Source organism: Streptomyces alkaliphilus (genome assembly GCF_014141535.1).
Classification (GTDB): Bacteria; Actinomycetota; Actinomycetes; order Streptomycetales; family Streptomycetaceae; genus Streptomyces; species Streptomyces alkaliphilus.
In genome coordinates, this window is the sequence record NZ_VKHT01000052.1 from 1 (window position 1) to 12,604 (window position 12,604).

A 12,604-nucleotide genomic window follows, 5' to 3' on the forward strand; every position below is an offset into this window, starting at 1 on the left:
AAGAGACAGACACCCCGGTGCCCGCCACCTCCCCCACAGGTGGCGGGCACCGCCGTGCGTGGGGGGCTCGTCGGCTTCCGGCGGCGAACTCCTTGCCGCCCGACGTACGATGGCCGCCCGGATTTCAGCAACACTCCGGGGTTTCGTGCACAACCGGAGGTCCGCTGAAAAACCGCCGCTTGTTTGGGCGTCTCGACGCTGCCCGACCTGGACCTTCACAATGGGGTCCTCATCGCCCCTGTGAGGGGTACCAACGGGAGCCCGAGCGGGGGTAGCGCCCCGGAACGCAAAGAGTCCTCATCGCCCCTGTGAGGGGTACCAACCCGTAGTACAGGGCCACGTGGTAGATGTAGCCGCCGCGTCCTCATCGCCCCTGTGAGGGGTACCAACGCTCACTCCCCGCCCACGCGCAGGGCCACGGCCCGGGTCCTCATCGCCCCTGTGAGGGGTACCAACCGGAGCTGGAGCGACTGGAAGCCGAGTGGGGCGGCCTGTCCTCATCGCCCCTGTGAGGGGTACCAACAGGGGACGGACCCAGCGTTCGGCGGTGCGTCCCAGGCGTCCTCATCGCCCCTGTGAGGGGTACCAACGCAGGCAGGGTGCGGGCATGGGCCCGGCCCGTCACGGGTCCTCATCGCCCCGGTGAGGGGTACCAACGTTGGCACGACACCCTCGATCAGGCCCTGGCGGAACAGGTCCTCATCGCCCCTGTGAGGGGTACCAACACGACGGCGGCCGCCGTGGTCTGGTCGGCCAGGGTGGTCCTCATCGCCCCTGTGAGGGGTACCAACGAGGAATTTCCCTCCGCTTGCTTGGACCTTCTTGCCGTCCTCATCGCCCCTGTGAGGGGTACCAACACGGTGTTCACCGGTCACCTCGCTGCCCGGTCTCGCGGGTCCTCATCGCCCCTGTGAGGGGTACCAACGGGAGCCCCAGACCCGGGGCGGTGTGCTGCGCGGCGGTCCTCATCGCCCCTGTGAGGGGTACCAACGCCGCAATGTGCTGCGGGGTGAGGGTCTGCCGCTGGAGTCCTCATCGCCCCTGTGAGGGGTACCAACGCCGCAATGTGCTGCGGGGTGAGGGTCTGCCGCTGGAGTCCTCATCGCCCCTGTGAGGGGTACCAACATGCGCGCTTCCATGTGGCTTCTCCTCTTGGGTTCGGGTCCTCATCGCCCCTGTGAGGGGTACCAACCACTCGTGGCGGCGGCGGAAGAGTCCCATCACGCGTCCTCATCGCCCCTGTGAGGGGTATCAACACGGTGTTGAGGCCGTTGTACTCACTGATGCCCGTCGTCCTCATCACCCCTGTGAGGGGTTAAGCATCCGGCGGACCCCTCGGGCTGGCTTCGGTGGTTCTTGCGGGCCCACCGCAGGGGGAGAGCCCGCTACCGGGCCGTCCTTGTTGGTCTGTTCTCGCTCTGGAGCACGTCGCGAAACCCTCACACCGGGCGCCGAGGTACTTCCCAGCACGATGTCGGGCCGCGATGCCCTGGGCTGATGTGCCGAGTTCGGGCGCTGAGCGGCGGTACGTCCGGGAAGTTCTCCCATGCCTTTCTGACCGAGGGCCACCTTCCGTGCGCGCATTGTCAGACCCTCCTGGCAGTCTTCGGCATGCGTGGGTTCCGGGGGAGAAGCGGAGCCCGTCTGGAGGGAGGTGCGCGGTGGTCGGACGATCATCGGTGCATGGGGCAGGGAACCGATTTCCCAACTTCCGCCCACATCACATGACATCAGATGCTTTGATGTGCGGGCCGCGAGGGTGCCGAGTCCGGGCCCTCACATCTTTGGGGGGTGATCTGCGGTGCGATTGACGCTGTCCGTGACCACGACGGCGGGGGTGATTCCCTGGTCGGAGGTGTTGGCGCCGGGCCGCTCGCTCGTCTATGACGTGCTCGGTCGACAGGCCGCCGACCTCGGCGCCCGCCTGCACGATGGCGGTTGGGGCCCTCACCGGATGGTCCCGTTCGGGTACTCGGCCCCCGTGTTCCCCCGCGCGCCCCGCAAGCGTGGCCGTTACACGGCCGGTGGCCCCGGCACGATCGAGATCGGCAGTCCGCTGCCGGAGGTGTTGGAGCCCTTGGCGCGAGGGCTGGCGGGTCGCGAGTTGCTGGACTGGGGCGGGGTCGCGCTGCGCGTCACCGGCCTGAAGGCGGGGGAGCCGCCGTCGTTCGACTCCGGCCGGGCCGTCTTCCGCACCGCCACCCCCGTGCTGATGAAGGGCTCGGGCCGGGACGACAGCGGCGAGCGCGTCACCCGTCAGGACTGGCTGCTGCCGGGTGACCCGGGCTGGCCGGAGTACGTGCAGCGGAACCTGGAGCGCAAGGCGGAGACGTTGGGTCTCAAGCCGGATGTCCAGCTGGAGGCGGTCGGCCGGGTCGGTCCCAAGCGGTCGTTCCCCGTGGGCAAGGGCATGAAGCCGGGGTGCACGGTGGAGGTCACGCTCTCCGGTGATCCGGAGTTGCTGGCGGCCCTGTGGAGTTGGGGTCTGGGCCAGGGGAACTCCGCCGGGTTCGGATGGATCGCCGCATGAGCCCCACCGAATCGCCCGTCACGGAGACCACCCCGGACGTGCCGGAGCAGTACCGTCTCACGCTGACCCCGCACCCGCTCCAGCGGATCGGCGCGTACGCCCTGGCGGCGCTGGTGGAGGAGTCCACCCCCGCCGACCTCACCACCGACCGTTTCCGTACCGCCGTGGAGCGGATGACCGGTGACGCCGTCCGCGCCTCCGTCCGGGAGAGCAAGGCTCCGGATGGGTTCTGGCAGAAGGCCAGCCTCTCGTTCTTCCCCAACGCCCCGATGAACCACCCCGGGCGCTACAAGGGAAAGAACGAGAAGGGCGAGCCGAAGACCGCCCGGGACGTGCAGGAGACCACCCGTCGGTGGCTCTCCCTGCCGGACCCGGCGACCTGGCCGGATGCCGACTGCGCGCTTTGCGGGCGTCGGGCCGTGGGTTGGTACGGCAAGCAGGACATGCCGTTGGCGGAGAGCCAGGCGTACCGCAACACCACGCCGCGCGGGCACGAGGGCACCGCGTTGTGTCACCCGTGTCTGTGCAGCTTCCGCGCTCTGCCCTACGGCAGCCAGTTGACCGGCGGGACCTCCACCGCCCTGCACAGCTGGGACGAGAGGTTCACCGCGTACACGGTCGGTCGGCGCGCGGACCTCAACACGGGCGTCGCGGCGACCGGGGCCGCCCCGGCGAGGGAGCACGCGCGTGAGGTCGTGGCGTTGAAGGCCCTGCGCGGTTACGCCGAGCCGCTGCGGGCCGGGGTGGACCTGCTGGTCTTCAACAACAACAACCGTGGCCAGGTGCTGGAGCGCCACCACCTGGACCAGCCGCTGGCGGAGTGGCTGAGCGGTCGGCACGCGGCGGGCCCCGGCTTCCGCGTCCTGGTGCGTGCCCACGCCACCGCCCGTACCTCCGGGTACGTCGCGCTCGGCCGCAACGCCTTCCGTGCCCCCGAACGCATCCTCGGCACCTCCGCCCGCTGGCTGCTGCGGGCCGCCGCCGTGCCGGAGTTGCGCGAGGACCGCCGGTCGCTGTCGGCGCTGTTGAGAACGTTCGCTGAGAAGGTGATGCAGGTGCAGGAGAAGGACCTCGCCGAGATCCGGGCGGTCGCCCGCAAACTCGCGTACCGGCTGAGCAAGGAGGAGAGCTGGTCGGGGCTGAAACAACTGCGCATGCACCTGCGGGAGCCCGCCGGTCTGCGGCGTTGGCTGACCAGCGAGGGCATCAAGTGGGCCTGTCTCGACCCCGAGGGTTCCGAGAACGGCGTCAGGAAGGAACTCGAAGGCCCTCTGGTGAGCGAGCGGGCCTACCTCCTGCTGCTCGACCCGTCGCCGAACTCCCGGGCCTGGCTGCACCGGGACCTGCTCCTCGTCGGTGTGCTGGAGGAGTTGGACCGGCTCGGTTGGCACCTGAAGGGGGACCGGGCGGAGGAGGCCGTGAAGGAACTCCACCGGGACACGAACGACGAGGACAACGAGCTGCTGTCGGATGAGGAGGGGGAGCGATGACGTTCCTGGTGGGAAAGATCGTCGAGGACATCAACGCCGGCGCGCCGAACAACGGCGAGGGCGAGGACAACATCGGCGTGGTCAAGAGCCTGCGGGTGGGCCGGGACACCCACCCGTACGTCTCCGCGCAGGCGTTCCGCCGCTGGCTGCGGGACTCGCTCCCGGCCGGCGAGCCGCGTTCGGAGGTGACGCGCAGCGGCAGCGGCAAGAACCAGCAGGCGTACACCCGGGGCCGCCCGGACCACTTCCTGGACGACGACCTCTTCGGCTACATGGTCGCCGTCAAGAAGGAGAACTACCAGCGGGACACCGTGCTGGCCACCGGAACCCTGGTCTCCGTCGTCCCGCAGCGGCCCACCACCGACTTCGGCACCATGAGCCGGGGGTTCGCCGTCGGTGAGCACCCCGTGATCCACCAGCACCAGCTGTACAGCGCTGTGCTGGCCGGGGACCTGCTGCTGGACCTGCCCCGGGTCGGGGTCTTCGAGACGGACGGCAGCGGCCTGCGCGTCGCCATGCCGAAGGCCGCCGCCGAGGAGGCGGTGAAGGCCGGGGCCCAGACCACGACCTTCCGGGGCAACGCCTCGGTGCGGCTGCCGCTGGAGGAGCGCCGCCGCCGGGTCGCGGTGCTGCTGCGGGCGCTGGCCTCGCTGCGCGGCGGCGCCAAGCGGTCCCTGCACTACGGCGACCGCACCCCCGCCCTGGTGCTGCTCGCCCCGATGAAGGGCGGGGTCAACCCGTTCACCCGCATCGTGGTCCCCCGCGAGGCTGCCCCCTACTTCGACACCGACGTGCTGCGGGAGGAGATGGCGGCCTGGGCGGACGAGATCGACGGGCCCGTCTCCATCGGTTGGGCCCCCGGCTTCCTGGGCGACCAGCGGGACCGGGTGAAGCGGGAGTTGAAGGACCTGATGGAGGCGGGGAGGCTGGTCGTGGACCACCCCCGGACGGTCCTCGGCGACCTGGCCCGCCGTTTCGAGGAGGGCGAGCTGGACGGCTGGTTCGAGGACCGGCCCGCATGAGCCCGATCGCGGACACGGCCGCCGTGGCGTCCACGGCGGCCGGCGACGCCCGCCCGACCGTCGCGGCCCGGGCCCTGGAGGTCACCGTCACGGCGCCGGTGGTCTCCTTCCGCGACCCGCTCTACTCGGGCGTGCAGGTCACCCTGCCGTGCCCGTCGCCCGCGACGGTCGGCGGCATGTTGGCCGCCGCGGCGGGCGGCTGGGACCGGGTGGACGAGGAGCTGGGCTTCGCGTTCACCTTCCGGGCCGGTGGCACGGGCGTGGACCTGGAGACGTACCACCCGCTGGAGCCCGGACGCGGGTCCGCGCAGCCCGCCCCCCGCAACCGAGAGTTCCTGGCGGACGTGACCCTGTGCCTGTGGCTGTGGGACGACCCGGAGCTGTGGCGGCGGCGCCTGCGGCGCCCCCGGTGGCCGCTGCGGCTGGGACGCAGCCAGGACCTCATCGGCCTGACGATCGCCGAGGACACCGTGCCGCTGTACGAGACGCCGGGACACCTGGGCGCGGCCCTGGCCGTGCACACCCCCGACCTGGACCCGGCGGCCGGCCGGGAGCTGCGCATGCCCTGCGCGGTGACGCCGGAGCGCGACGCCACCCGTTGGGGCACCTTCCGGTTCGACCACACCGGCCGATCGCGCCATCCGGTGCCGGGCAGCTGGTCCACCGCCGACGGCCGGGCCGTCGTCCCGCTCCCCTCCCCGCATCCGGCGACCGTGCGGCGCCCCGGCCGGGAGGCGGCCGGGTGAACCTTCCCACCGGCCCGGTCGCCCCGCCGCTGGATCGTCTGCTGGCGAAGAGCGCCCGGGGCGGCCGACCACCGGAAACCCTGGTCGAGCACCTGTGGGCCACCCTCCGCGCCGCCGAGGCGCTGTGCGCCCGCACCGGCCGGATCACGGCGGTGGAGGGGCCGCTGAACGGCACCTTCGAGGAGGCCGTGGCGCTGGCCGCGCTCTGCCACGACGCGGGGAAGATCCCCGGCGGCTTCCAGGACATGGTGTGCGGGCGCGCGAAGACCTGGGGCGAGCGGCACGAGGTGCTGTCCCTCGGGTTCCTGCCCCCGCTGATCGCGGACCCGGCGCTGCTCGAATGGGTCGCCCTCGGCGTGCTCACCCACCACCGCCCGCTGCGCGACGACGAGGCGCGGGGCATCCAGCGGCTCTACGGGAACGACGAGGTCTCGGACCTGCGCGAGCGGTTCGACCGGATCACCCCCGGCGCCCCCACCGCTCTCCTGGAGTGGCTGCGGGCCACGGCGGCAAAGTCCTCCCTCCCGGTGGCGACGGGCGACGTCGCGCCCTTCGCCGAGGACGACCTGCACGCACTGAGCCGGGAGCTGATGGAGAAGGTCCTCAACCGCTGGGTCATGGGTGGTGCCGCCCCCCGCGAGGGTTTGGCCGCCGTGCTGCTCCAGGGCGCGGTGACGGCAGCCGACCGCCTGTCCTCCGCCCACGGCGACCTGCACTCCCACCAGCCGATCGGGGAGGGTTTCCGCGAACGGCTGGAGCACGGGTTCGCCGCCCGGGGCCGCACCCCGCGCGAACACCAACTCCGCGCCGCCGACCACTCTGGCCACCTCCTGCTGCGCGCCCCCACCGGCAGCGGCAAGACCGAGGCGGCCCTGCTGTGGGCCGCCCGGCAGGCCCGGGACATCGCCGGGGACACCGGCGGGGTCCCGCGCCTCTACTACACCCTGCCGTACCTGGCCTCCATCAACGCCATGACGGAACGGCTCGGCGACCTCCTCGGGGACCGCGAGGTGGTGGGCGTGGCACACTCCCGGGCGGCCTCCCACCACCTCGCGACCGCGATCACCCCCGAGGACGGAGACACCGCGCGGGCCGGTGCCGCCGCGCGCGCCGTGGCCCGGGCGGAGGCGACCCGACTGTTCCGGGAGACGGTCCGGGTCGGCACCCCGTACCAACTGCTGCGGTCCGCCCTCGCCGGCCCGGAGAACGCCGGCGTGCTGCTCGACAGCTGCAACTCCGTCTTCGTCCTGGACGAACTGCACGCCTACGACGCCCAACGGCTCGGCTACGTCCTCGCCATGGCCGGCCTGTGGAAGGAGCTCGGCGGACGCGTCGCCGTCCTGTCGGCCACCCTGCCGGACGCCCTCGCCGACGCCGTCGGCGAGGCACTGGGGGAAGCCCCGCACCTCATCGACTGCCCGGATATCGGCCTGCCCTACCGCCACCGCGTCCGCGTCCGGGGGCACCACCTCACCGACGCCCCTGCGGTCGAGGAGATCGGCGAACGCCTGCGGGTCGGGGAGGCGGTCCTGGTGGTCACCAACAACGTCGCGCACGCCATCGACCTCTTCGAAACGCTGGCACCCCTCGCGATCGAGGCGAACGACGGCGACCCCGACGCCGCGACCCTCCTCCACTCCCGCTTCCGGCGCGGGGATCGCGGCGCCATCGAGAAACGGGTGCGCGAGCGCTTCGGCACCGGCCTCGCCCCCCGACGGGGCGGACTGCTGGTCGCCACCCAGGTCGTGGAGGTCTCCCTCGACGTGGACTTCGACGTCCTGTTCACCTCGGCCGCGCCGCTGGAGGCCCTGCTGCAACGGTTCGGCCGGGTCAACCGCGTCGCGGCACGTCCACCGGCCGACGTCATCGTGCATGAACCCGCCTGGACGAAACGCCGCGGCAAGCAGGACGCCGCGAGGGGAGAGGAGGTCTTCGCCGACGGCGTCTACGAACGGGAACCGGTGACCCTCGGCCTGGACATCCTCCGGGACCACGACGGGAAGCCGGCCAACGAGGCGGAGGCCACCCGCTGGCTCAACCGCGTCTACGCGAGCGAGTGGGGAGAGCACTGGCGGAAGCAGGTCGAGGAGCAGCGGGAGAGCTTCGCCTCCTCCTTCCTCCGCTTCAACCGGCCCTTCGACGACCGGTCGGGCCTGGCCGGAAGGTTCGACGAACTCTTCGACGGAACCGAGGCCATCCTCGACACCGACCGGGAGGCGTACGAGGAGGCGCTGGGCTCCGCCCACCGCCGGGCCGGCCGCCTGCTCGCGGACGATCTGCTGATCCCCCTTCCCCACTGGGCCGGCCCCACCGCCGGGTGGGACCGGCGACTGGGGGTCCACGTCGTCCAGGGCGAGTACGACGAACACCTCGGCCTGACCGCCGTGCACACCCGGGGCGCCCAGTCCTCCTACCAACCGGGAGAGGTGCTGTGATCGACGCCGAGGACGTGGGCGGCGTCCACATCAAGTACCTGTACCACTGCCCCCGCCAACTCTGGCTCTACCTGCGCGGCATCCGCCCCGAACACCTCAACTCCGCCGTGCAGGTCGGCGAGGCCGTGCACGAGACCTCCTACGCCCGGGGCACACCGGTGGATCTCGGCGCCGCGCGCCTGGACTTCGTGGACGGCCGACAGTGGGTCCACGAGGTGAAGTCCTCCGGCAGACCGACCGAGGCCGACCGCGCCCAGGGCCGCCACTACTGCCACCGGCTGCGCCGCGTCGGCGTCGAGGCGCAGGGCGCGATCCTGCACTACCCCTCCACCCGCCGCACGGCCCGCCACCCCTACACCGCCGAGGAAGCCGAACAGGCCGAACGGGACATCGCCGAGGTACTGGCCGTGGCCGCACGCCCCACCTCGCCGGACCGACTCGCCCGCAGCCGCTGCCGTGGCTGCTCGTTCACCGATTACTGCTGGACGGAATGAGATGCCCGCCGCCACCCGCACCTACTGGCTGACCGGCCCCTGCCGCATCCGGCGCAAGGACCAGTCGCTGGTCATCGAGCTCGAAGCCGGGCGCCGGGCACACGTCCCGGTGACGGACGTGCGCGACATCGTCGCCTGCGCCGAGACCGACATCAACACCTCGGTCATCTCCCTGCTCAACCGGAACCGGATCAACGTCCACTTCCTCAGCTTCTACGGCGACTACGCCGGCTCCCTGCTCACCTCGGAGGTCAACACCTCGGGGGAGACCGTCGCCGCCCAGGCCCGGCTGTCCGCCGACCCGGCGGCGGCCCTGGCCATCGCCCGATCCATCGCCGAGGCGACCGCCTTCAACGTGCGGCGGGTGGTGGACCGCTCCCTGCTCGCCCGCCCGTACGAGACACTGCGGGCCTCCCTCCCGGAGGCCGCCACGCCCACGGCGGTGATGGGCGTCGAGGGCACCTTCCGGCGCTCGGCCTGGGAAGTGCTGGACACCAAGCTGCCCGACTGGCTCCAACTCCACGGTCGATCCCGGAAGCCCCCGGCCAATGCCGGCAACGCCTTCATCAGCTACGTCAACGGCATCGTCTACGCCAGGACCCTGACCGCCGTCCGCCTCACCGCCCTGCACAGCGGCCTCGCCTTCCTGCACAGCACGATGGAACGCCAACGACACTCGCTGGTCCTCGACCTCTCCGAGATGTTCAAGCCGCTCTTCGCGGAACGCCTGTTGCTGCGCATGGCCAACCGGAAACAACTCAAGCCGACGCACTTCGACAGCGGGGTCAACCAGGCGATGCTCAGTGAGACCGGGCGCAAGCTGGTCGTGCAGACCGTCCGCGACGAGTTCGCCACCACGGTCGCCCACCGCACGCTCAACCGGCCGGTCGCCTACGACGAACTGCTCTACCTCGACGCCCTCTCCCTCTCCCGGCACTGCCTGGAGGGCACCCCGTACAAGCCGTTCCGGATCTGGTGGTGAGCACCGATGCACGTGGTCGTCGTCTACGACACCGACGCCAAACGCAACGCCCGCATCCTCCGCACCTGCCGCAAATACCTGCACCACGTGCAGCGCAGCGTCTTCGAGGGACAACTCAGCGACGCTCAACTCCGTCGCTTCCGCGCCGAGGTCGAATCGGTCCTGGACCTCTCGTACGACAACGTCCTCGTCTACACCTTCCCGCCGGGAACCACCCCGGTGCGGATGGAGTGGGGAGCGGTCCAGGCGATGCCGACGGACGTACTCTGAGAGCCCGGATTTCAGCGACTCTCCGGGGTTTCGTGCACTACCGGAGGTTCGCTGAAAAACCGCCTCCGATCCCGACGCCTGGACCGCGCCTGACCTGGACCTTCACAATGGGGGTCCTCATCACCCCTACGAGGGGTAACAACCGCTTCGCGGCTGCGTAGTGGGCCCGGTTTACCGGCGGTCCTCATCACCCCTACGAGGGGTAACAACGGCCGCCGAGCGCGCCGAGGAAGCCCGGGTGCGCGGGTCCTCATCACCCCTACGAGGGGTAACAACCCGACCTCCGCCGTCCAGCACTCCCAGATGATGGAGAGGTCCTCATCACCCCTACGAGGGGTAACAACGGTGCCGGTCCGCTCTCCGGCTGGAGGTCGGCACCGGTCCTCATCACCCCTACGAGGGGTAACAACCCCAGGCGGCGGGCGACCATCGCGAGCAGCCGCGTGTCCTCATCACCCCTACGAGGGGTAACAACAGCCCGGGCATCGCGGCGCGGGCGGCCCGCACCTGAGTCCTCATCACCCCTACGAGGGGTAACAACCGGCCTTGTCGACCGGGGGCGGGAGGATGACACGCACGTCCTCATCACCCCTACGAGGGGTAACAACGCTGCTGCGGCGAGCTGGGTGGGGGTGTAGCTCACGGTCCTCATCACCCCTACGAGGGGTAACAACCGCTCCGCTGCGCGCTCATCGTCCACAAGGCCGATGAGTCCTCATCACCCCTACGAGGGGTAACAACGTGGTGGCCGGCACGTCGGCGAGAAGGGCGTGCCAGCGTCCTCATCACCCCTACGAGGGGTAACAACAAGTGGGTCATCGCCAGGTCCAGACTGAGCAGGCGGGGTCCTCATCACCCCTACGAGGGGTAACAACAAGGTGATCTCGACGGGCGTCAGGGAGGATCCCATGTCCTCATCACCCCTACGAGGGGTAACAACGGTGGGCGTGGCAGGTGCGGCAGCGGAGGATCGCGACGGTCCTCATCACCCCTACGAGGGGTAACAACATGAGATCCTCGTCGAGTTGCGGCGGGGATGTTGATGTCCTCATCACCCCTACGAGGGGTAACAACCGTTCGAATCGCGCTACCGATCCTCCGCGCGCCACCGGTCCTCATCACCCCTACGAGGGGTAACAACATGTGCGCCTGGACCATCTCCAGGTAGTCCCCGGTGTCCTCATCGCCCCTACGAGGGGTAACAACACGTCCTCCCTCCGGCCGGAGTGGACGAGCAAGGTGTCCTCATCGCCCCTACGAGGGGTAACAACCGAATTCGCTCATGGGCATGTCCCGGATCTATTCCGGGTCCTCATCGCCCCTACGAGGGGTAACAGCAGGTGGCAGACGACGAGTAACCCACCGCACCGCAAAGGGGGTCCTCATCGCCCCTACGAGGGGTAACGACCACCCCCTGCCCTGCGGGCTGGGGGTGGTCAGGCGACAGTGGCCGCGAGGAACGCACGCAGCCTCGCGTTGGAGGGCTCGGAGTCCCGTGCGCCGATGCGCGCGGTCCAGGATCGGCAGCGCACCTCGCACCACGCGGACAGTGCCTCCGCCGTGGCGGTTCGCCAGGCCGGGACGGTGCGGGCCCACCGCACGGCGGTCGCCGCGTCGTGGCCCTCTTCCATCAACCGAATTCCGGTGTCGGCAATATCGAGCCACGCCGGCCCTCTCGCGGCGGCAGCCCAGTCCACCAACCACACCCGGCGACCAGCACTGTCCACAAGTGCGTTGTGCCGGTGAACGTCCCCGTGCACCAGCCACCCGCCCCGCAGCGGCACCAGTTTCTTCCGCGAGCCCCAGCGTTCCCACCGCTGCGCGTAGCAGGGCAGGGCCCCGGCGGGGATGCGGCACCGGCCGATCGTCAGCGCGTCCGCCATCAGGGGCAGATCCGGTGACCCCGGGGCCAGGCTCGGGTACCGGCCGGTGACCACCGTGCTCGCGAGCACGTGCCAGCCGCAGGTCTCGAAGTGCCACAGCGTCTTGGGTGCCACCGCAGGCGCGAGAGCCCCGGCGGCGACCTCCCGCAACTGCGCCGCGTGCCCATCGCCGTCGGTGATCGGCACACCCTTGACGAACACCTCGCCTCCGCCGACCGTGTGCAGTCGGGCGATGAACGCGGCGGTCAAACCGTCCTCGATCGCTTCGGCGATCGTGACCCGACCGCCGAGACGCCGCTCAACGGCGGACCGTACCGGAGTCGGAAGTTCCTCCCACATCACCCGCATCGCAGTGCCCTCATCGTTGAGTGGTTCCGCACTTCCGGCAGCGCTGCGCGCCGCTCCAGGGCACCCAGTCGTGGCCACAATCGTTCCGCATGTTTCTCCTCCTGGTGGTGGTTACCGCAGCCCCCGGCAGGGTTGGGCAGAGGATGGCCGTCGGTGTCGGACGGGCGTATCGGGCCGCCGGTTACAGCACGGCTCCGGTGGGTGTGGTGCGGCGCAGGGCTGCCAGTTCGGTGCCCTCCACCAGCCACAGGCGCTCGCCCGTGGCGATGTCCAGCCGTGTGCCGTGCAGGCTGCGGGTTACCCGGACGACCTGCCAGCGGCGGTCGCCCACCAGGAGCACGTCGTGCTTCCGGACGGTGGCGTGGGTGACCGCCACCGTCATCTCGGTGGGCGGGGGTGAGGGA

At 70.6% G+C, this 12,604-nt stretch carries 10 protein-coding genes and 2 CRISPR repeat arrays; of the genes, 8 read left to right on the forward strand and 2 right to left on the reverse strand.

The features are described from left to right. The first annotated feature begins 225 nt into the window (after nucleotides 1-225). A CRISPR array of direct repeats spans nucleotides 226-1,256; the repeat unit is 30 nt; unit sequence GTCCTCATCGCCCCTGTGAGGGGTACCAAC. Nucleotides 1,257-1,819: 563 nt separating this feature from the next. The 8 genes from cas6 to cas2 are packed head-to-tail and all read left to right on the forward strand — an operon-like array spanning nucleotide 1,820 to nucleotide 9,969. After that, nucleotides 1,820-2,530, forward strand: a complete 711-nt coding sequence (gene cas6, locus FNQ90_RS03595; RefSeq protein ID WP_323379759.1) for a CRISPR-associated endoribonuclease Cas6 — start codon at nucleotides 1,820-1,822, stop codon at nucleotides 2,528-2,530. Continuing rightward, complete coding sequence (locus FNQ90_RS03600) at nucleotides 2,527-4,020, forward strand: hypothetical protein (protein WP_182604925.1); 1,494 nt, start codon at nucleotides 2,527-2,529, stop codon at nucleotides 4,018-4,020. Before cas6 ends, FNQ90_RS03600 begins: the two co-directional genes overlap by 4 nt. Next, nucleotides 4,017-5,042, forward strand: coding sequence for a type I-B CRISPR-associated protein Cas7/Cst2/DevR (gene cas7i, locus FNQ90_RS03605; RefSeq protein WP_182604926.1), 1,026 nt, complete (start codon nucleotides 4,017-4,019; stop codon nucleotides 5,040-5,042). The genes FNQ90_RS03600 and cas7i overlap by 4 nt, the downstream gene beginning before the upstream one ends. Continuing rightward, nucleotides 5,039-5,788 (forward strand): CRISPR-associated protein Cas5, encoded by a 750-nt coding sequence (gene cas5 / locus FNQ90_RS03610; RefSeq protein ID WP_182604927.1) that lies wholly within the window; start codon nucleotides 5,039-5,041, stop codon nucleotides 5,786-5,788. The genes cas7i and cas5 overlap by 4 nt, the downstream gene beginning before the upstream one ends. Further along, nucleotides 5,785-8,223 carry a CRISPR-associated helicase Cas3' gene (gene cas3 / locus FNQ90_RS03615; RefSeq protein WP_182604928.1) on the forward strand — a complete coding sequence of 813 codons (2,439 nt, stop codon included), beginning with the start codon at nucleotides 5,785-5,787 and terminating at the stop codon, nucleotides 8,221-8,223. Before cas5 ends, cas3 begins: the two co-directional genes overlap by 4 nt. Then, nucleotides 8,220-8,717: a CRISPR-associated protein Cas4 gene (locus FNQ90_RS03620; protein ID WP_323379760.1), complete on the forward strand. Its 498-nt coding sequence runs from the start codon at nucleotides 8,220-8,222 to the stop codon at nucleotides 8,715-8,717. Before cas3 ends, FNQ90_RS03620 begins: the two co-directional genes overlap by 4 nt. Nucleotide 8,718: 1 nt before the next feature. Then, the gene (cas1, locus tag FNQ90_RS03625; RefSeq protein ID WP_182604929.1) at nucleotides 8,719-9,699 is read left to right on the forward strand and encodes a CRISPR-associated endonuclease Cas1; all 981 of its coding nucleotides are present in this window, start codon (nucleotides 8,719-8,721) and stop codon (nucleotides 9,697-9,699) included. A gap of 6 nt (nucleotides 9,700-9,705) precedes the next feature. After that, nucleotides 9,706-9,969, forward strand: coding sequence for a CRISPR-associated endonuclease Cas2 (cas2, locus tag FNQ90_RS03630; RefSeq protein ID WP_182604930.1), 264 nt, complete (start codon nucleotides 9,706-9,708; stop codon nucleotides 9,967-9,969). 113 nt (nucleotides 9,970-10,082) lie between these two features. Continuing rightward, nucleotides 10,083-11,377: direct repeats of the CRISPR family, unit length 30 nt; unit sequence GTCCTCATCACCCCTACGAGGGGTAACAAC. Nucleotides 11,378-11,405: 28 nt separating this feature from the next. Here the strand turns inward: cas2 and FNQ90_RS03635 are convergent. Next, nucleotides 11,406-12,101 carry a phosphotransferase gene (locus FNQ90_RS03635; protein ID WP_182604931.1) on the reverse strand — a complete coding sequence of 232 codons (696 nt, stop codon included), beginning with the start codon at nucleotides 12,099-12,101 and terminating at the stop codon, nucleotides 11,406-11,408. A gap of 280 nt (nucleotides 12,102-12,381) precedes the next feature. Then, on the reverse strand, nucleotides 12,382-12,604 hold a 223-nt coding region (locus FNQ90_RS03640; protein ID WP_182604932.1), incomplete at its 5' end, for a hypothetical protein.